Genomic DNA, 17,809 nt, shown 5'->3' with positions numbered 1-17,809 from the left:
CATAAAAAGCAAAAGAGAGACTGAAATAATGCTATCAGTCTCTCTTTATTATATCTTTGATTGATTCGCGACCCTTAACTTAATGACATTGGACTTGAGGGTCAGGCCCTTTTAGTATGGGGAGTTTTTGAGGGTTTGGTTTGAGGGTCTAGTTTGAGGGGTTTTCTCGCAAGTTATTTATAAGTGTTCTAGAGCTAATGGGATTTGCTTCTCCAGACCTCATTCAAAAAATCAATGAGCTCCCACCAGAAGGCGTATCATATCTACATGAGCAGATAGAGTTTGCTGAGTATCATTGGGGCCGGAAGTAGAGTCGTCACCTATTGTAGCTTTAGATTACGGATATATACGGGGCATTAGCGCAGTTGGAAGCGCATCACACTGGCAGTGTGGGGGTCACGGGGGAGAACTTCATGCGCTCCAATTTCTCCAGACTGGAATTATTGCGTCTGTCTTTCTTTGGGTTCATCCGAAGCATACATTGCCTTCAGGATTATCGGTGTAAGGATTGAACTTAATACTATTAAAAGGATTACAGCTGTAAAGTATCTGCTGTCTATTATTTCAGCTTTAAGACCACGCTGTGCCACAATAAGGGCTACTTCGCCTCTGGTCATCATTCCTACGCCAATCTTTAACGCATCTGAAGTATTATATTTAAGGAGTTTTGCAACAAGTCCACAGCCCACAACTTTTCCAAGCAGTCCAACAATTACAAATGCTGCTGAAAAAGCAAGAATTGTCATATCAACAGTCTTTAAATTGGTCTGAAGTCCTACGCTTGCAAAAAATACGGGACCAAAGATCATATATGAGTTAATATCCATTTTTCTGTCAATGTACTCAGAATTATCCAAAGAGCTTAAGATTATACCGGCTACGTATGCACCTGTGATATCTGCTACTCCAAAATACCTATCTGCAACATAGGCCATGGCAAATGCCAGTGCCAGTCCCATGATTGGAATTCTTCTGGTATGGGGCCATTTGTGTTCAACTTTTTGCATGAGCTTAAAGATTGCTATTCCTACAACAAAAGAAAGAGCAAAGAAAGCAATTGTCTTGATAACAACGACAATCAGATTGGCGTTAGGATCCTTAAGACCAAGAACTGCAGTAAGAACAACGATTCCTATCACATCGTCGATGATAGCGGCGCTCATTATTGTTGTTCCAACATCTGTAGATATTTTTCCAAGCTCTTTTAACACCTGAACTGTAATGCTTACGGAGGTTGCTGTAAGAATTGTTCCTATAAAAAGAGCTCTGATAAATTCCGTAGAACCGGGAGCGGCAAAGCCGTAAAAAGCCATGTACAACACAGCGCCCAGAACCAGAGGAACTGCAACACCGTTACATGCAATTATTGTGGCTTTGATACCGGATTTCTTCAGCTTATCTATATCTGTTTCAAGTCCTGCACTGAACATCAGCAGTATTACACCAATTTCAGCCATTCCGGAAAGAAAATCACCGGCTTCCACAAGATCAAACAATGTGGGACCGATGATCAGCCCTGCAATAATTTCGCCTGCCACCTGAGGGGCGTGGAGCTTTCTGGCTAGAAGCCCAAAGAGTTTTGCACTGACTATTATAATTACTAGATCTCTTAATATTTGAATTGTATCCATTATTTTTCTCCTTTCAGTAAATTCTAATGAATGAGTATGCTCCTTTTGACAAAGTCAGTCAAGGTTTTTTCTGCATGCGCTAGATATGGTAATTTATGACAAAAGCCAATATAATAGGTATGATATGGGGCATTAGCGCAGTTGGGAGCGCGCTTCGCTGGCAGCGAAGAGGTCACGGGGTCAAGTTCCGTACGCTCCATTTGATATATTTAGAGGGAGTTTTTCTGGCTTTTGCCCCATTGAAGTTCAAGGAGAAAAGAGTATTGAAAATCTACATAGTAAGGCATGGTGAAACAAAACTAAACAGCGAAGGGCGGCTCCAGGGATGGATAGATGAACCGCTGATAGAGAGCGGAAGAGAGCTTGCGAAAATTACAGGGCAGAAGCTTTCTGATATCTGCTTTCATGCAGCATACTCTAGCCCTCTAAAAAGAGCATTTGAGACAGGCCAGCTAATAATTTCAGAGAACAAAGCCGGCTCAACTGATAAGATCATCACAGATGATAGGCTCAAAGAAATAAACTTTGGCGAATGGGATGGCCTTTGCTGTACTAAAAGTAACTTTGAAATAGGTGACGACTCTTTTTGGAAGATCTACTCTGACCCCTTTCATTATGAAGGACCAGCAAACGGAGAATCCATCCTTGATGTGTGCAAGAGAACAGGCGCCTTTTGGGATGAACTTGTTTCAGACAAGAGCCTTCAGGATAAGAACGTAATAATTTTCATGCATGGGTGCTCCTTGAGAGCCATGCTCCGAAAAGTTTATCCTGCTGATGAGCCTTTCTGGCATGGACATACGCCTCCTAACTGCAGCGTAAACATTATTGAGGTCGTAGGTGGGGAGGCCAAGCTCATAGAAGATGACAAGGTCTATTATGATGAAAACCTAATCAGCAACGCCTATGATCAGTAAGATGCCGATACAAAAAATAAAAAGAGCTACTTATATGTATATTGGAAAGATCGATAGAAAGAATCTGGAGTGAAACAGTCATGAAAGAACGTATAGAAAAATACATTAGGAAGAAACAACGTGAAAAAGCCATAAAAATGCTTAAGGATAATATTTTCATTATTCTCGGCGTACTGGGGCTCATCATCCTTCTGATCGTCCTAAAGATTCTTAAGAAGAAGGCCAAGAAAAAAGTTAAGGCTAAGATCAAGGAAACAATCAAAAGCGGAATAGATAGCATAAGAGATAAGGAATCATCTTCTAATGGCGACGAAGAAGAGGAAGAATAGAAACAAAAAATACATTCTGAGCGTAATTGCCACAGTGGCAGTTCTTGCTCTCATATATTTGATCACGTATCTCTTAAAGCAATCCATCAATTCAGTTTCGCAGGACCTTGATGGCCCTTATGATGTGGTGAGTGTCATAGATGGTGACACGATCATTGTTAAAAGTGATGGTGGCGATGTCCATGTAAGGCTCATCGGCATAGACACTCCGGAAAGCGTGGCCTCCGACGGCTACAAAGAGAATACTCCTGAGGGAGATAAGGCATCTGAGTATACCAGAAACCTCCTTGAAGGTAATAGTGTTTACCTTGAGTATGACAAGGAACAAACTGACAGCTACCAAAGAACTCTGGCTTATGTATACCTCCCCGATGGGAGTACAATGGTAAATGAGCTCCTCATAAAAAACGGATATGCTAAAACCATGGAGATCGAGCCCAATACCAAATACGCAGAGAGGTTTGCAGCTCAGGAGCTGATTGCCAAAGAGCAGAAAGCAGGCTTCTGGGGAACAGGATTTTTTAATTAAAAGTACGGAAATAGTAATTAATGTTAGATAACATTGAAGTATTTACGCAAAGCAGTATAAGAATAAAAGATAAAACCAGAACAATCTATGTGGATCCTTTTCAGATGAAAAGTGACCCCCATGATGCTGACTACGTTTTCATAACATATTCTCATTCAGACCACTTTTCAATCGAGGACATAAGAAAAGTCATAAAAAGCAGCACAGTACTTGTAGTCCCGGCAAGAATGGAGGATGATGCCAGGGAACTCTCTGCAGAAGTTAAGAGCATTATTCCCCTAAAACCAGGGATCTATAAGGAATTATCCGGATTAGAAGTTGAAACGATTCCTGCATACAATACAGTTAAGCCATTTCATCCAAGAAGGGCAGAATGGCTTGGATATATCTTACGGATCAACGGGAAAAGGGTCTATATTGCCGGAGATACCGGCGCAACAAAAGAGGCAAAGCAAGTCAGATGTGATATCGCACTTGTCCCTGTAGGCGGAACATATACGATGGATGTTAAAAGAGCTGCAGAGCTCGTAAACATCATTCGTCCCGAGTATGCAATTCCCACACATTACGGCAGTATTGTAGGGAAAAAGACTGATGGGAAGGCATTTGCAAAGCTTGTATCTTCTCCTGTAAAGGTGATAGAGAAGATACAGTATTTCGAATGAAAATTCAGCATCGCCTGAAAGAAATATTTAAAGGAAAGCAGATATTGTAGGTTAGTTATGATTGTTTCTCAGTACTTTGTCGAATTTATTCTGTACAGCTTTCTGGGTTGGGTGTGGGAATCCATATACTGCACTGTAAAAGAAAAGAAATGGGCCGACAGAGGCTTTCTTTTCGGACCCATCTGTCCCATATATGGCTCATGTGTAGTGGGCGCATCATTAGTTCTTGTACTTTTTCCAAGGCTTTCGGAACCTGATTTTCCTGTATGGATATTGTTTATCCTATGTTATATAGGAAGCGCCATAGCAGAATTTGGTACCTCATGGGTTCTGGAAAAAAGATTCCATGCCAGATGGTGGGATTACAGTAAAATGCCGCTCAATATACAGGGGAGGATATGCGTCCCTGTAAGCTGCACATTTGGGATAGCCGGTGTTCTTATCATAAAGTATCTGCTTCCGCTGATAGCATTTGCAAGAGGGCTTATCCCACCACTAATCTATGAGCTTCTTGCCCTATGCTTCGCAATCTTGTTCGGTGCAGATTTTGCTATGACAGAAGTCAGCCTTTCACAGCTGCTTGAGGAAGTTGAAAAAATCCACGCCGAATTTAACGAAAAAGCCCAGGAAAGATACGATAAAGTCGCAGAGATTCCAGAAAATATCAAAAACAGAATTGAGAGGAGCAGAGCTTTTATAGAAAGAAGTAATGTCAATCAAAAGAGGATTGTAGATAATATTAAAAGTTTTACACCATTGCTTAATAGTAGCAGCGAGCATAATCGTGGAAGGGAGCTTGTTCTTGACAGTCTTAAGACTGCCCTCCGTGACCATCGCGATCATAGTAGAAAATGAAAAATGAGCTTAAAGTAAAGAAGAGGTTTTAGCGTGATAGATCAGAAACAAGCCAGAGAAATATTAAAACAAAAGCTGGCAGATAATCTTGTTATTGTAAACTCATTTAAGGATCCGGAGTATTGGTGTTTCGGACTTGGTCTTGTCAGAGAAGACGGGGATATCATGCCGCTTATGGGAGACAGCACAATAAGGATCAGTAAAGAAACCGGAGAGATGGAGTAGGACTATGAACGATATACTTTGTGAACAGCTATCCCGTGATTACTGTTGCTCTCGGGAAGATGTAATTGATGATAAAAACCACTTTACTAAGTATAGCCCTGTAGATGGCAGGCGCAGATACCAGGAAAAAGAAGAATGCTACCTTAAGCTTGTATGTGTTAACGGAAAGCTCCTGTTTACCGGCAGAGAAGATATTATTGCCTGGTGTCAGGAAAACTTTGAAAGTTATGGTTCTGAGTGGTTTATGGAAGCAAAAAACCTTCGAAAGCTGAACGACAGACTGCATCAGGATGGATACCAGATAGGCATGTCCCATCCGTTTTATATATCCGAGGAAAAATCTGATGTAGACACTTCCGGATATGATATTAAGTGGTATCGGGGCAAGGAAATCGAGCAGTTTAGGGGAGATAACAGGTTCTGCGAAGCTTATACCTTCTGCAAAACTGCACCTGACATGGTAGGTGTCGCAGCCATAAAGGATGGTGAAATCCTTGGTATGGCAGGGGCAAGCATGGACAGTCCTATGATGTGGCAGATAGGAATAAATGTGGAGCCAAACGGAAGACAGAAGGGCATAGGAAAGATGCTTGTTGCGCTTCTTAAAAATGAGATCCTTGATAAGGGAAGGCTTCCATATTACGGTACTTCCATGGGACATATCGCTTCCCAAAAGGTTGCTATCGGTTCAGGGTTTGTACCGGCCTGGGCAGAACTTGTAACAGATAGGCTCGAATGATTTTCACATATACTGTCATTTTGGAGAGGACATGCGATGCAATCAGAGTCCACAAACAAATCTCAAAAGAATAATAAGCGGAGAATCCTGATTGTATGTTTTGTTGCTTTTTTCCTGCTTGGTATTTACTTTTTAATTGGAAAACCTATGATTGCTTTTGTTGGTGATGCAGATGGATTTCAAGAATATGTTAAAAGCAGAGGCATCTTTGGACTATTAGTGTTTGGATTTTTTGTTTTTTTACAGACACTCTCAAACTGCATACCAGGACTTCCGTTTTATCTTGCTGCTGGCGCTGCATTTGGAGGCATTAAGGGAGCAATCATTTGTGATATATTTGCAACTATGGCAAACACAACTGCATTCCTCTTGGGAAAGAAATTTGGAAGAGATTTTTTGCTTCTGCTTTTTCCCAAAAGTAAATTGGAACAGGTTGAAAATCTTGTTCTAAATAAAAATCCGGTATTAGTACATGTTCTGTTCATGCTTTTACCATTACCAAAAGATACGTATGCATGGCTTGGCTTTTATTCAAAAGAAAATGTGGTCCAATGGATCCTGATCACTTTTGTTGCAAGGTTTCCGCATATCTTTATCTATACATTCGGAGCTGAAAAGATGCTAGAGAACCAATACAGCTATATTGCTGCGGGCGCGATCATTGCAGTAGTCGTTTACCTGGCTGTTGCTATGCTTATTAAGAAAAAAACTGTTAATAGTGGTGAATAAATGGCACTATATGCACTTGGAGATCTCCATCTGTCTTTTCAGGCAGACAAACCAATGGATGTATTCGGAAAAGCATGGAGAAATCACGAAAAAAGAATGTGAAAAGCAGCTTTGTAAATTATTTAGTTAAACGCGTATTTCTCAGATTAAAAGCACACTATTCTATAGGTGTTGCGTTTAGTCTGAGAATTCTTTTTTTCTATATATCAAGACGTATTTCGAATATGGGTCTCTTGTGTTCATATGATGATCAACACATTATATGAAAGACAGGTGAAAAAATGTCTCATATGACATTAGATGATCGTATTTATATTCAGGAAGGTCTTGATAATAATCTTAATCCTAATCTGATATCTAGAAAGATAGGAAAATCCCATTCAACTGTAATCAGAGAAATTGAAAAGCATCGTGTATTTAAAGGAAAACGTTATGAAGGTGCAAAAGTTTATTGAACTTACTCATGAGAAATACTATGCTGAGCTTTCAGAGTACTTTGGGGATACAATCATTGCTTTTTTTACAGACGAACCCAATATCCTTGGACGAAATGCCGTGTCAGTATAGTATGAAGGGTGACGTGATGATATGAATCAGGATTTGTTTCCGGATGGGGCAAGCTTTTCAGATTTTGTCTCTTGAATAAAACTTTTGGATGTTTCGTTAAGTAATTTTCATTCCAATCTTAAGGTTTCTGAGCATACCCTTGCCATATATTCAGGAGATTCTTTCATACCGTTTTTTATCCATGTCAGCGACACTTCCCATAAGCCGGCAGCAATACCTCTGGCAATATATTCATGATGGGAAGCGTATTCGCTGTCTGAGGCAATACATAAGGCATTATAGAACATATCCGTAAAAGAGATATTTGAATTACGGATAAGTACACACATGTCTTTATCGGAGTGCAGCCTTGAAAACACCTTTAAAAACCACTCATACGTGTTACTTTTCTGCAACAGTCCTGTCAAAGAAGCGCTGAGCTCGTCAGTTATGTTTTTTGTAATGTCTTGAATGATAGCCTCTTTTGAAGGATAATTTCTGTAGACAGAAGCTCTTGAAGCTCCTGATTTTTTTATTATCATGGTCATATTTATATCTTTGTACGGATGCTCTTTCATCAATCCGATCAGCGCATCACAGATGCATTCTTTAGTAATTCTATTGGACTCCTTATTTGACATTCTTCGTATATTTCTTTTTTCAAGCTCTGTGGACATTTTGGCCTCCATTTGTATTGTCACGACATTTTGTAAAATTGTGTATCAAATACGCACAACATATTGTTTGACATTTGTATAGATGATATAAATGTATTATCAGACAGATGTTTTGTCAATATTCATAAAAATACTGGGAGACGATATGAACACATTTACAAATATTTCACATGCAGCGCAAAGACAAGCTTTTAGTATCCTGATAGACAAATTCCTTGGCCATCTTGATAAGACTGATGACCGCACCAAAACATACTTAAAGCTCGTTGATGAAGCAGAACGCTTTTGGGGAAAGAAGGCTGCTGATCCTGAAAAACTGGAAGCTGTTAGACGTGCATTTAAGGATCCGGATAACCGCTGGGTAAACTTTATAAACAGAGTAGTGGATGAAACTGATCCGCATATAGCCAAAATGACCATGCTCAATCTGGGGTACGAGGCTTTCTTCAGGGGAACAAAGACTATACGGAAGAACAGGGAAAAATACGGCTGTAACATACCATGGCTTATACTTTTTGATCCTACTTCTGCCTGCAATATGCACTGTAAAGGATGCTGGTCAGGCACTTATGGACCAAAGAACAATTTGTCTTTTGCCGATATGGATAAGATAGTAACTCAGGGAAAAGAGCTGGGCGTGTATCTCTATATGATGACAGGTGGAGAGCCCCTTGTCAGGAAGGCAGATATACTTAAGCTTGCAGAAAAGCATAATGATGTGCAGTTCGGAATATATAGTAATTCAACTCTTGTGGATGATGATTTTTGTAAAGAGGTTGTACGGCTGGGAAATATTACATTCATGCTTTCCATAGAGGGGACACCTGAAACTAATGATGCAAGAAGAGGAATCGGTCATTATGATGCAGTGATGAATGCAATGTCTCTTTTCAAAAAATACGGGATTCTCTTTGGTACATCTATTTGCTATACAAGAAATAATATTGAAGCCGTGACAAATCCTGAATTTATAAAGTATATTGCAGAAAAAGGCGCGAGATTTGGCTTTTTCTTCCACTATATGCCGGTTGGAAATAATGCGGTACCGGAGCTGATGCCTACCGTAGAGCAGAGAAAGCTGATGATAGAACGTATCAGATGGATTCGCTCAAACGAATGTGATACAGGCTTCTTTCCGATGGATTTTCAGAATGACGGAGAAGCTGTAGGTGGATGTATTGCAGGTGGAAGGAATTATTTCCATATTAACTCAAGCGGAGATGCAGAACCTTGCGTTTTCATCCATTTTTCAAACACTAATATACATGACAATTCTATTTTGGAAATGCTAAAGAGTCCGCTTTTCATGGAATATCATAAGGGACAGCCCTTTAATAAAAATCACTTAAGACCGTGTCCGATGCTCGAAAATCCAAAACTTCTAAGGGAGATGGTGGAAAGATCAAAAGCACATGGCACAAATGAAGAATCGGAGGAGAGTGTAGAGCATTTATGTGCAAAGTGTGATGACTATGCTCTCAAGTGGGCCCCTGCTGCCGATGAGATTTGGAAATCGCAGCCACATCAAAAAAAGAAGTATGAAAATTATGCACCGGCTAATAGGATAGAAAATGATAATATTATGAGATTTGAAGAGAAGAAAACAGGCCTTGCCAAAGATTTCAAAAAACATGCATGATTAAAGATAAGCGTTTTTCCAAAATACGGCTTAATACTCTGGATTTGTCAGAAGCTATTATTCACCTGAATCAGTGAAGTTAAGGGCATAAAAAATAAGCCAGAGTGCTGAAAAACTCTGGCTTTGTGTGCATTTAGTTCGATAATTTATTTATTAAAAAGTGTGCGTTTACCCTGAAAATTTACCGTACAAAGCAGCTTAATGCTTTGTAAATATAAACAAAGAATTAATAAAAGATATCTTGAATTCAGAATTGAATGTGATACAATCATATTGTATTAAATTGTTTAAATTGATAAAGATGGAAATATAGCTGAAAGGTTTATACCTTCAGAGAAGCCGGATACCTTAGTGTGAAGCATTGAAAAACAATTGAACAAATAAACAGCAGGAGGTTTAAGATGAAGTCAGGAAATGTAATATTGGCAGTAGTAGCAATACTCTTTGGTGGATGTCTTTTCATCCACAGACGTGTGATCAAGTCCCTGATCACAGGGGAGGAGATGCCTAAAGCACCAGCATGGCATACATGGGTTCCTGAAGATAAAAGGCGCTCATAACTTTCTTAGAAAATCAACTTGCCTAACTGGTTCTTATAGTTGGATATACCATAAACTCTCGACATCTGGTCGGGAGTTTTTTAGGATGAAAGCAGTCATTGAATGGCTGCTTTTATTATGTCTGAAACTCGGAACATGATGTCTGAACATCGGACGATTTTGAAGCTGTTTCTACTATATTATATAAGAGTCTTAAGACTAACAACATATTGCTTTTGGTTTTCATCGTTTCAAAGGAGGGAAAGATGGCGGCTGAAAATGATTTTCTACTTATTTATGCGGAATCTGACAACGGCAAGAGGATCGATATCATATTTGAACACTATGATAACTTTCTTGAGCTGGCGGATATGTTTGAAGGAAGGCTCTTTGATGATATTAAGGAAGAGAAGGCTTTTAACCGGAGAGAGGCAAGAGGAGATCTTGGTATCAGGGTCCAGACCTCAGGGAAGAGTGATCCGACCTGCATGGAGGCGACAGGAAATCTGACCCTGATACAGGATATACAGGATGGGAACATTGATGATGCCATGAAGGGGGCGGATGAGGATATGAAGCACGACATCCAGATCCAGGCTCTTCAGGATATGAGGACAGATTATAAGGACCTCAATGATGCGATGGTCATCCTTCCAAGAAAGCAGAGAAATGAAGTCAAAGACCTTCTTACAGGAGAAAGAGATCTCCAGCAGATTGCGGATGACAGCAAGAACTATTACGACTCTGCCAAGTCAAGGGTTTACCGCAACCGCAGCAAGGTAAAGAAAAAGGCAATAGAATTCATAGAAGATACAAGAAGAAAACAGATGAGAAGATGGAAGGAGTTGTGCAATGCCAAAGATGAGGAAGCAATTGGAGGAAAAAGAACTGAGGGAACTGGTGATGTCGGGTCAGAAAAAATACGTAACCTACAAGGAGGCGATGCTTCTGTATTCTCTGGGGAGACACTCTATAGAAGAGCTGGCTAAAGATGCAAAAGCAAGGTATTACGTGAAGGGACGTGTTCTGATCGATACGATTAAGGTAAATGATCACATAGAAAATAATTGTGAGTATGATGAGTAATCCATAGGGATCCATACAGATACACACAAGTCCAAATAGCAGCATTTATGCGGTTTTTGGGATTTTTAAGAGGATAAATATGGATTGAAACTGAGGAATATGACGGATTATAATGAACTTATGAACCGGCTATTCCTCTTTTTATTAGATAAATGGAGGAATCAAATGCCAAGAAAAGATAATAGAGGATATGTTCTGCATAGCGGTGAGTATCAGAGAGCAGACGGCAGATACTGCTTTGCCTACACAGACCGCACAGGTAAAAGACATCAGATCTATTCAAAGACACTGGTTGGAATGAGGGAGCGCAAGAAAAAACTCCTGCGCGACTATGAGGATGGACTCGACCCTCATAAGGCAGGCACGATCGAAGTGAGCCATATGGTTGACAGTTACCTTGCTACCAAGTATGACCTTAAGGTATCTACAAGAGGAGCTTACAGGAACAGTGCCAAGTACATTGATGAGGGGATTGGAAAATGTAAGATTGTCGATATCAAGTACTCAGATATCAAGAGGTTCTACTATGGCCTGATGATTGACAAGGGACTAAAGGCAACCACAGTTGATCACGTGAACACGGTGCTCCATCCTGCTTTTCAGATGGCAGTAAGGGACGGGCTTATCAGAACCAATCCTACAGAAGGGGTAATGAACGAGATAAAGCACAGCAGGTACTGGATCAAGGAAAAGAGATTTGCCCTTTCGATTCCGGAGCAGAAGCAGTTTATGGATTTCCTTCGCTCCAGCAGCAAGTATCACGGATGGCTTCCGATCTTTACAATCCTTCTGGGAACCGGGATGAGAATAGGAGAATGTCTCGGCCTTACCTGGGATGACCTTGATTTCGAGAAGCGTATCATCAGTGTCAACCATTCACTTAGTGACAGACCTGATGAGGAGGGCGACTGCAGAAAGCGTATTGAGACTACAACCAAGACTGCCGCCGGAATGAGGACAATACCCATGGTACAGGAAGTGTTTGATGCTTTTCTTATGGAATATGAGTTCCAGAAGATCATCGGTTTCTGCGAGGAGGAAGTTGATGGCTATTCTGGATTTGTCTTTTCCACGGGTAGCAGAACCGTACAGATGGCAGGAGCAGTCAACCGCGCACTCCACAGCATCATAGATGATGCCAACAAGCTGGAGGAAAGACTAGCAAAGCAGGAGAAGAGAGAACCTATTATGATACCGCAGATATCAGCCCACAATCTCAGACATACATTCTGCACGAGGCTGTGCGAGAATGAGTCCAACTTGAAAGTCATCCAGTCGATCATGGGCCATCATGACATCTCAACGACCATGGACATCTATGCAGAATGTACCGGAGAAAAGAAGCAGGAAGTGATGGCAAATCTTGAAGGCAAGATCATCATCTGAATGACACAGGTATGTCTTTGGACATGGAAGGCGTCATTTGGATTAAAAATTTACGGAAAGGTAATGACAAATGGATCGGGAAGTATTATGCTGAACTTAGTACAAAGTTCAGAGATGTAAACGAACTGAAATGTGCATCAGCAGATATTGAAAGATATCGATTATGATTCATCGGGTTCTCCATCATGGAGATTATCCATAGGTGTCCAAAGAGGGCACGTCCTGCACCAAAAAGGACAGCAGATAAGGTACACTCTACGACGCGCTATGGATAAAAGTCAGTCCCGAGACCTTTCTAAAACGAACGTGTATGACATGCTAAGACACGGTATGGTGAAATCAGTAAGGAATTTCCCGACACTTAAGTCCATGAAGCAGTAAAACCAGTATTTATGCGGGTTTAAGAGACGCAAGGTGATGTTTTGACAAACTCCTGACAAACGGGAGATGAATTTAGAGGTTTGTAGATGCGCTCAGAGGCGCACCGTTAAAAACAGAAAACTTTTTTTCGATAACTTTACAAAAGGTTATAAGAGCTACTTTTTAGAAAACAAAATTCTAAGAAGTAGCTCTTTTTGTTGGCTAATTCATGGATGGCTCTTCAGCACATAAAAAATAAGGAGGACATCATACATGAAAAGAAAAAAAGAAGACAGACCGTATTTTGATGATAACCGTGATTACGTTGGCGAACTTGAAAATGAGAATGAGAAAAACAGTCCATTTAACCGGGAAGTTATAGTCCAGGAAAAAGTAGTGATGCGTACCTTGAGGAAAAAGTGGCTCAGATATAGGGATGCAGAAATTGTTTACAGCCTTGAGCATAAGAAAATTCTTGAGATGGCAGACCAGGCAGGAGCGATTTACAGAAGAGAAGGAACCGTTCTGATCAACAGAGACATCTTTGATGAGTATCTTGAGAGATTCCACCAGCCTGCAGGAATGTATCAAACAAATGGTAATCGGGAGAAAAAAGTTTTGGAAGAAAGAGAGGGCTGAATATGTTCGGAACAATATGGAAGTTCTCTGATCAGATTGATGATGAAGATATTCTGTTTGCCCAGAGAAGCTTTATCACTTACAACATGGCCGTTGATTACTACAAGATGAGCTACAGGGCAGTTACTCGTGTGGCAGACAGGTCCGGTGCCTTTTACAAACTTCATAAAAAGGTTCTCATAAACAGGGCAATCTTTGAGGACTACTTAAGGAAAAATGGAAAAGATGGGAGGAAAAAAGTATGTGCAAAGTAATCGCAATCGCTAATCAGAAAGGTGGGGTAGCTAAAACCACAACTGCTATGAATCTTGGAATAGGACTTGCCAACAAGGGGCATAAGGTACTGTTAATTGATAACGATCCACAGGGGAGCCTTTCTATCTGCATGGGATATAAGGATCCTGACAGTCTTGAACTCACTATCGTTGATGTTATTGAGAAGATTGTTAATGAGGAAGATATTTCGGAAGGTTTTGCTATCATGCACCACAGCGAGAACGTAGATCTTCTTCCTTCAAATATCGGATTATCCGCTGCAGAGGTATCACTTGTAAACGTAATGAGCAGAGAACTGGTACTTAGGGATTATGTGGAACAGATAAAGGACCAGTATTCATACATCATTATTGATTGCATGCCATCTCTGGGTGTTATGACCGTAAATGCACTTGCTTGTGCTGACACTTGCCTCATACCCTGTGCCGCAGCGTTTCTTCCTGTAAAGGGTCTTCAGGCACTGCTTAAGACCATCTATACAGTAAAGCGCAGACTTAATTCAAAGCTTGAGATTGAAGGAATTCTATTAACTATGGTTGATAAGAGAACCAACTATGCTAAGGAAATTATTGCAGAGGTTAATGAAGTATATGGCAAAAGTCTCCGAGTCCTTCCTACAGAGATTCCGCTATCAATCAGAGCAAGTGAAACATCTGCTATGAGTAAAAGCATATATGAATATGATCCAAAAGGCAAGGTGGCAAGTGCCTATAGTGAACTTACAGATTTTGTCGCAGATAATTCATGAAGGGAGTAATCAGATATGGCTGCTAAAAGAGAAAAGATACATTTTGAATCAGTAGATGAGCTTCTTGGAGCTCCTTCAATTAAAGATGGTACAGAAGAAATAAGGATTGATAAGATACATCCATTTAAAGATCACCCTTTTAAGGTGGTTGATGATGATAAGATGGCGGAACTTGTAGAGAGTATCAAGGCTAATGGTATTTTGTCTCCGGTTCTTGTAAGACCAGACAACCAGGGCGGTTATGAAATGGTTTCAGGTCACAGAAGGATGCATGCCGCTAAATTAGTGGGGCTTGAGGTTGTGCCGGCAATTGTAAAGGAAATGACAGATGATGAATCGGTAATAGTTATGGTTGATTCCAATGTACAAAGAGAAGAGATTTTGCCTAGTGAAAGAGCATACTCACTGAAAATGAAGATGGATGTTGTTAAGCGACAGGGAAGAAGAACTGACCTCGAAGATACTTCTGGTACTGAGTGCCGAAAGTTGACTGGCGATGCCGTTGGTGAAGAATTTGGTCTTAGAGATAGGCAGGTCAGAAAATATGTAAAGCTCACAGATCTGATTCCTGAACTGATGCAGATGGTTGATGAAAAAGTAATTTCAATAGGAATGGGATATGATATTTCTTTCTTTGATAAGGAAGTTCAGAAGTGGATCTATGAATACCGAAAAGAAAATGGCATTCTCAGACCAGAACAGATAGAAGCACTTAAGGCGCAGAAGAATCTTGAAAATATGCAACAGTACCCAGTTATACAGGTTTTGAACAGTGCGTTGCCTGAGCCTAAAACAAACGGAAAGGTCTCATTGTCAGAAAGAAAATTAAATAAGTATTTCCCTTCCCATATGCCTTCAAGGGAGCGTGAAAAGATTATCCTTGAGCTTCTTGCAAAGTGGAAGGAAGAACAGGAGGAAATGGCAGATGAAACTTGATTATCATTACGGACGACAGGCATTCCAGTATGCCATGGTAGAAATTCCGCTGCTTATGTTTATTGACGATGCGTTTGAACCACTGTCTATAGAAGCAAAGGTTGTATATGGAATCCTGCTACAAAGGATAAGGCTGGCAAATAGAAACGGCTGGCGGGATGAAGAAGGTAGGCTTTACGTGGTATATCCACTTGAACAGATGCATAAAGATATAGGACTTTCAACAAGAACAATCAGCACAGCACTGAAGCAATTGGAAGATATCGGAATTATTGATATCTGTATAAGAGGTCAGGGAAAACCTAATCTGTACTACGTGAAGAACTTTATTTACAAGGATGATGAAAGCTGTTCCAGAGGTGCAAAAATTGCATCTCTGGAATAGGGAAGGGGGAGAAGAAATAAAATGAAATTTGAGTATTTTAATGGGAGGGAACCGATATCAAACAGCTATATGGCAATTCCCAAATGTTTTCACAGTGATCCTGTGCTGAACAAGGTATCGGTCAATGCAAGATATCTGTATGCGTTACTATTGGACAGAATGAAGCTTTCTGCAATCAATAACATGGTGGATAAGGAAGGAAAAACCTATGTTTTCTACGATTGGGAAGATGTTCATGAGGCAACGGGATTAAGTAAGAATACAGTATATAAGCTTTTTGACGAACTGGATTCTGAAAAAGGGATTGGTTTGATAGAGCGTGTGAAGATGGGACAGGGAAAGCCATCACGTATTTATGTCATGAGAATAGTTGAAGCAGAACATAACGTGGATGCAAATGAGTCTGAAAACCAAAAATTGGAAAAAGCCCATAAGTTCACAATTTGTGATTCAAGCCAAAAAGAGGATGTTTCTGAATACCAGGAATTGAACCGCCGAGGTCAGAATCGGGACTTGGAAGTCACTGGTCTTGGTTCTCCAGAGTACCAGGAATTGGGACGTAATAAAAATAATATTAATAAAAATAATATTAATAAAAATAATTATAATAATAATCTTATCCGTATCTATCCCAGTAACAGTATGGCTTCGCAGATGGATGGGATGGAATCAGAGGATGAAGAAAAGGCAACAAGAGCTTATGTCAGAGAGGATATTGGGACTGATGTACTGTGTGAGAGATTCCCTGACGATGAAGGGATAATAAGGGGTATAGAGGATCTTTTGGTTGACGTTCTCACTTCAAACCGCCCAAAGATATGGGTTGGAAGTGAAGAAAGGGAAACCAACTCGGTAAAGGGGAGATTCATGAAGCTTAACAACATGCTCATCGAGGATGTTGTAGCAAGCTGGAAAAACCTTACTGAGGTGCCAAAGAATCCGAGAGCATATTTGCTGACGATGCTGTATAACGTGTCTACAACACACGTTGCACAGATAACTGCTGAAGTCAATCATGGTATGAGATATGGCTTCGGCGTAACTGAAAATCAAGAATTGATGGAGGGTTGATTATGTTTATCTTAAAGCTTTTACTGAAAATTGCATTGTTTCCGGTATTTTTGATCATGTGCTTTATCAAGAGTTGGGTAGGTGTTCTGTCCAAGATCGGCTGTTTGATTCTTGGTCTGTTTTACTTGCTGATGCTGGGAATAATCGTGATGTACATTAGTATGAAAATGTGGGATGCAGTGTTTATGGGAGTTGCATTCTCTTTTGCGGCATTCCTTGTGACTTTTGGCGCGGTTGCAGTGGGTGTTGCGATTGAGGATATTACAGACAAACTCAGCAATATACTGGCGTCTTGAAGAAGAGGGGGAGATAGCGATGAATTTATGGGATGTTAAGGGAGTACCGCACAGTGGCTGGAAGTGTGAAGGAGTAATTGATGTTGGGGATGGAGCTTCGTCCAGCGATGAAATTGATTATGAGCAGTGTGAAATGTGCGGAAATGAGAAAATCCGGTATGTTCACATCATGAGGCATGAAAGTTATTTCAGAGAACTTAGGGTGGGCTGTGTATGTGCGGAGAAGATGTCTGGAGATTATGAGAGCCCAAGGAAAAATGAAAATGCCCTTAAGAACAAGCTTCTTCGCAAGAAGAATTTTCTGAAAAAGCCCTGGAAATATAATCCGGCAAAGGGCACATACAGCAAAAAATACAAGGGGACATACATTACTCTTGTGAGAGGGAGATATGACAGCTGGGGGATATATTGTGACAATTATAGATTATGGCAGGTCAGAGGACAGAAGATAAAGGACTTCAAGGCTGCAGAGGCGCTGGCATTTGAACTGTATGAGCTCGTCCATAAGAGGCAGGTGCCAATGGCAGCATAAAATTTACAGGATATTTATAAAATTTGCACCAAACGCAAATCGAAAATGATAGCATATATTTAATGAATTGTTGA

At 40.4% G+C, this 17,809-nt stretch carries 25 protein-coding genes, 1 tRNA gene and 1 pseudogene; 25 read left to right on the top strand and 2 right to left on the bottom strand.

The genetic code is table 11. From position 1 onward, the window contains the following. Positions 1-440: 440 nt before the first annotated feature. Positions 441-1,631 carry a cation:proton antiporter gene (locus G589_RS0113830; protein WP_022770083.1) on the bottom strand — a complete coding sequence of 397 codons (1,191 nt, stop codon included), beginning with the start codon at positions 1,629-1,631 and terminating at the stop codon, positions 441-443. Positions 1,632-1,757: 126 nt separating this feature from the next. Between G589_RS0113830 and G589_RS0113825 the strand changes: the two genes are divergently transcribed. The 12 genes and pseudogenes from G589_RS0113825 (at position 1,758) to G589_RS22345 (ending at position 7,186) form a co-directional block, all read left to right on the top strand. Continuing rightward, a tRNA-Ala gene (locus tag G589_RS0113825) sits at positions 1,758-1,830 on the top strand. 64 nt (positions 1,831-1,894) lie between these two features. Continuing rightward, complete coding sequence (locus G589_RS21685) at positions 1,895-2,548, top strand: histidine phosphatase family protein (RefSeq protein WP_026512608.1); 654 nt, start codon at positions 1,895-1,897, stop codon at positions 2,546-2,548. 80 nt (positions 2,549-2,628) lie between these two features. Beyond that, positions 2,629-2,877: a hypothetical protein gene (locus G589_RS0113815; protein WP_022770081.1), complete on the top strand. Its 249-nt coding sequence runs from the start codon at positions 2,629-2,631 to the stop codon at positions 2,875-2,877. Beyond that, positions 2,852-3,406: a thermonuclease family protein gene (locus G589_RS0113810; RefSeq protein ID WP_022770080.1), complete on the top strand. Its 555-nt coding sequence runs from the start codon at positions 2,852-2,854 to the stop codon at positions 3,404-3,406. Before G589_RS0113815 ends, G589_RS0113810 begins: the two co-directional genes overlap by 26 nt. Positions 3,407-3,426: 20 nt before the next feature. Then, entirely contained in the window at positions 3,427-4,071 is a 645-nt protein-coding gene (locus G589_RS0113805) for an MBL fold metallo-hydrolase (protein ID WP_022770079.1), read from the top strand. A gap of 57 nt (positions 4,072-4,128) precedes the next feature. Next, complete coding sequence (locus tag G589_RS0113800; protein WP_022770077.1) at positions 4,129-4,926, top strand: putative ABC transporter permease; 798 nt, start codon at positions 4,129-4,131, stop codon at positions 4,924-4,926. Positions 4,927-4,959: 33 nt separating this feature from the next. Then, positions 4,960-5,151 carry a hypothetical protein gene (locus G589_RS0113795; protein WP_022770076.1) on the top strand — a complete coding sequence of 64 codons (192 nt, stop codon included), beginning with the start codon at positions 4,960-4,962 and terminating at the stop codon, positions 5,149-5,151. Positions 5,152-5,155: 4 nt separating this feature from the next. Next, on the top strand, positions 5,156-5,890 hold the full coding sequence (locus tag G589_RS0113790; protein ID WP_022770074.1) for a GNAT family N-acetyltransferase: 735 nt from the start codon (positions 5,156-5,158) through the stop codon (positions 5,888-5,890). 36 nt (positions 5,891-5,926) lie between these two features. Continuing rightward, a complete protein-coding gene (locus G589_RS0113785) occupies positions 5,927-6,619 on the top strand; it encodes a TVP38/TMEM64 family protein (protein WP_022770073.1) in 693 nt (230 codons plus the stop codon). Continuing rightward, a pseudogene (locus tag G589_RS22450) lies at positions 6,620-6,718 on the top strand (metallophosphoesterase); the annotation flags it as partial. A 182-nt stretch (positions 6,719-6,900) separates the two neighbouring features. After that, positions 6,901-7,074, top strand: coding sequence for a helix-turn-helix domain-containing protein (locus G589_RS22495; protein ID WP_081669057.1), 174 nt, complete (start codon positions 6,901-6,903; stop codon positions 7,072-7,074). Further along, complete coding sequence (locus G589_RS22345; RefSeq protein ID WP_022770070.1) at positions 7,052-7,186, top strand: hypothetical protein; 135 nt, start codon at positions 7,052-7,054, stop codon at positions 7,184-7,186. The genes G589_RS22495 and G589_RS22345 overlap by 23 nt, the downstream gene beginning before the upstream one ends. Positions 7,187-7,293: 107 nt before the next feature. On the opposite strand, the gene G589_RS0113770 is transcribed toward G589_RS22345, so the two are convergent. Continuing rightward, the gene (locus G589_RS0113770) at positions 7,294-7,842 is read right to left on the bottom strand and encodes a TetR/AcrR family transcriptional regulator (RefSeq protein WP_022770068.1); all 549 of its coding nucleotides are present in this window, start codon (positions 7,840-7,842) and stop codon (positions 7,294-7,296) included. Positions 7,843-7,987: 145 nt separating this feature from the next. On the opposite strand from G589_RS0113770, the gene G589_RS0113765 reads away from it, so the two are divergent. The 13 genes from G589_RS0113765 to G589_RS21310 all read left to right on the top strand — a co-directional run bounded on the left by G589_RS0113765 (position 7,988) and on the right by G589_RS21310 (position 17,735). Next, positions 7,988-9,481, top strand: a complete 1,494-nt coding sequence (locus G589_RS0113765; protein ID WP_022770067.1) for a radical SAM protein — start codon at positions 7,988-7,990, stop codon at positions 9,479-9,481. A 401-nt stretch (positions 9,482-9,882) separates the two neighbouring features. After that, positions 9,883-10,041: a hypothetical protein gene (locus G589_RS21965; protein WP_022770065.1), complete on the top strand. Its 159-nt coding sequence runs from the start codon at positions 9,883-9,885 to the stop codon at positions 10,039-10,041. A gap of 245 nt (positions 10,042-10,286) precedes the next feature. Next, positions 10,287-11,009, top strand: a complete 723-nt coding sequence (locus tag G589_RS22135; protein ID WP_022770064.1) for a hypothetical protein — start codon at positions 10,287-10,289, stop codon at positions 11,007-11,009. Then, positions 10,924-11,106: a DUF6462 family protein gene (locus G589_RS22445; RefSeq protein WP_334290988.1), complete on the top strand. Its 183-nt coding sequence runs from the start codon at positions 10,924-10,926 to the stop codon at positions 11,104-11,106. The genes G589_RS22135 and G589_RS22445 overlap by 86 nt, the downstream gene beginning before the upstream one ends. Positions 11,107-11,271: 165 nt before the next feature. Then, positions 11,272-12,492: a site-specific integrase gene (locus G589_RS0113750; protein WP_022770063.1), complete on the top strand. Its 1,221-nt coding sequence runs from the start codon at positions 11,272-11,274 to the stop codon at positions 12,490-12,492. A 633-nt stretch (positions 12,493-13,125) separates the two neighbouring features. After that, positions 13,126-13,491: a DUF6462 family protein gene (locus G589_RS20055; RefSeq protein WP_022766300.1), complete on the top strand. Its 366-nt coding sequence runs from the start codon at positions 13,126-13,128 to the stop codon at positions 13,489-13,491. 2 nt (positions 13,492-13,493) lie between these two features. Further along, positions 13,494-13,745 carry a DUF6462 family protein gene (locus G589_RS0113740; protein ID WP_026522542.1) on the top strand — a complete coding sequence of 84 codons (252 nt, stop codon included), beginning with the start codon at positions 13,494-13,496 and terminating at the stop codon, positions 13,743-13,745. After that, positions 13,733-14,515, top strand: a complete 783-nt coding sequence (locus G589_RS0113735; protein ID WP_026522541.1) for a ParA family protein — start codon at positions 13,733-13,735, stop codon at positions 14,513-14,515. The genes G589_RS0113740 and G589_RS0113735 overlap by 13 nt, the downstream gene beginning before the upstream one ends. Positions 14,516-14,530: 15 nt before the next feature. Further along, entirely contained in the window at positions 14,531-15,451 is a 921-nt protein-coding gene (locus G589_RS0113730; RefSeq protein WP_026522540.1) for a ParB/RepB/Spo0J family partition protein, read from the top strand. Next, positions 15,441-15,836 (top strand): replication initiator protein A, encoded by a 396-nt coding sequence (locus G589_RS20050; protein WP_022766303.1) that lies wholly within the window; start codon positions 15,441-15,443, stop codon positions 15,834-15,836. The genes G589_RS0113730 and G589_RS20050 overlap by 11 nt, the downstream gene beginning before the upstream one ends. 21 nt (positions 15,837-15,857) lie before the next feature. Further along, positions 15,858-16,907: a replication initiator protein A gene (locus tag G589_RS0113720; protein WP_026522539.1), complete on the top strand. Its 1,050-nt coding sequence runs from the start codon at positions 15,858-15,860 to the stop codon at positions 16,905-16,907. A gap of 2 nt (positions 16,908-16,909) precedes the next feature. Continuing rightward, positions 16,910-17,203 carry a hypothetical protein gene (locus G589_RS0113715; protein ID WP_026495860.1) on the top strand — a complete coding sequence of 98 codons (294 nt, stop codon included), beginning with the start codon at positions 16,910-16,912 and terminating at the stop codon, positions 17,201-17,203. Then, a complete protein-coding gene (locus G589_RS21310; RefSeq protein WP_155832553.1) occupies positions 17,160-17,735 on the top strand; it encodes a hypothetical protein in 576 nt (191 codons plus the stop codon). The genes G589_RS0113715 and G589_RS21310 overlap by 44 nt, the downstream gene beginning before the upstream one ends. The last annotated feature ends 74 nt before the right edge of the window (positions 17,736-17,809 follow it).

The sequence above is a fragment of the Butyrivibrio sp. VCB2001 genome, assembly GCF_000423965.1.
Taxonomy (GTDB): Bacteria; Bacillota; Clostridia; order Lachnospirales; family Lachnospiraceae; genus Butyrivibrio.
The sequence above is the reverse complement of the archived record's forward strand: the minus strand, read 5'-3'. Positions and strand labels throughout refer to the sequence as shown.

Excerpts from the sequence above, each read along its gene's own strand:
- G589_RS0113715 (WP_026495860.1), top strand. The coding sequence starts at position 16,910 with ATGTTTATCTTAAAGCTTTTACTGAAAATTGCATTGTTTCCGGTATTT.
- G589_RS22345 (WP_022770070.1), top strand. The coding sequence starts at position 7,052 with ATGAAGGTGCAAAAGTTTATTGAACTTACTCATGAGAAATACTATGCT.
- G589_RS0113815 (WP_022770081.1), top strand. The coding sequence starts at position 2,629 with ATGAAAGAACGTATAGAAAAATACATTAGGAAGAAACAACGTGAAAAA.
- G589_RS20055 (WP_022766300.1), top strand. The coding sequence starts at position 13,126 with ATGAAAAGAAAAAAAGAAGACAGACCGTATTTTGATGATAACCGTGAT.
- G589_RS0113830 (WP_022770083.1), bottom strand. The coding sequence starts at position 1,631 with ATGGATACAATTCAAATATTAAGAGATCTAGTAATTATAATAGTCAGT.
- G589_RS0113735 (WP_026522541.1), top strand. The coding sequence starts at position 13,733 with ATGTGCAAAGTAATCGCAATCGCTAATCAGAAAGGTGGGGTAGCTAAA.
- G589_RS22445 (WP_334290988.1), top strand. The coding sequence starts at position 10,924 with ATGTCGGGTCAGAAAAAATACGTAACCTACAAGGAGGCGATGCTTCTG.
- G589_RS22135 (WP_022770064.1), top strand. The coding sequence starts at position 10,287 with ATGGCGGCTGAAAATGATTTTCTACTTATTTATGCGGAATCTGACAAC.
- G589_RS0113750 (WP_022770063.1), top strand. The coding sequence starts at position 11,272 with ATGCCAAGAAAAGATAATAGAGGATATGTTCTGCATAGCGGTGAGTAT.
- G589_RS0113805 (WP_022770079.1), top strand. The coding sequence starts at position 3,427 with ATGTTAGATAACATTGAAGTATTTACGCAAAGCAGTATAAGAATAAAA.
- G589_RS0113800 (WP_022770077.1), top strand. The coding sequence starts at position 4,129 with ATGATTGTTTCTCAGTACTTTGTCGAATTTATTCTGTACAGCTTTCTG.
- G589_RS22495 (WP_081669057.1), top strand. The coding sequence starts at position 6,901 with ATGTCTCATATGACATTAGATGATCGTATTTATATTCAGGAAGGTCTT.
- G589_RS0113765 (WP_022770067.1), top strand. The coding sequence starts at position 7,988 with ATGAACACATTTACAAATATTTCACATGCAGCGCAAAGACAAGCTTTT.
- G589_RS0113740 (WP_026522542.1), top strand. The coding sequence starts at position 13,494 with ATGTTCGGAACAATATGGAAGTTCTCTGATCAGATTGATGATGAAGAT.
- G589_RS0113790 (WP_022770074.1), top strand. The coding sequence starts at position 5,156 with ATGAACGATATACTTTGTGAACAGCTATCCCGTGATTACTGTTGCTCT.
- G589_RS0113730 (WP_026522540.1), top strand. The coding sequence starts at position 14,531 with ATGGCTGCTAAAAGAGAAAAGATACATTTTGAATCAGTAGATGAGCTT.
- G589_RS0113720 (WP_026522539.1), top strand. The coding sequence starts at position 15,858 with ATGAAATTTGAGTATTTTAATGGGAGGGAACCGATATCAAACAGCTAT.
- G589_RS20050 (WP_022766303.1), top strand. The coding sequence starts at position 15,441 with ATGAAACTTGATTATCATTACGGACGACAGGCATTCCAGTATGCCATG.
- G589_RS0113770 (WP_022770068.1), bottom strand. The coding sequence starts at position 7,842 with ATGTCCACAGAGCTTGAAAAAAGAAATATACGAAGAATGTCAAATAAG.
- G589_RS0113785 (WP_022770073.1), top strand. The coding sequence starts at position 5,927 with ATGCAATCAGAGTCCACAAACAAATCTCAAAAGAATAATAAGCGGAGA.
- G589_RS0113810 (WP_022770080.1), top strand. The coding sequence starts at position 2,852 with ATGGCGACGAAGAAGAGGAAGAATAGAAACAAAAAATACATTCTGAGC.
- G589_RS21965 (WP_022770065.1), top strand. The coding sequence starts at position 9,883 with ATGAAGTCAGGAAATGTAATATTGGCAGTAGTAGCAATACTCTTTGGT.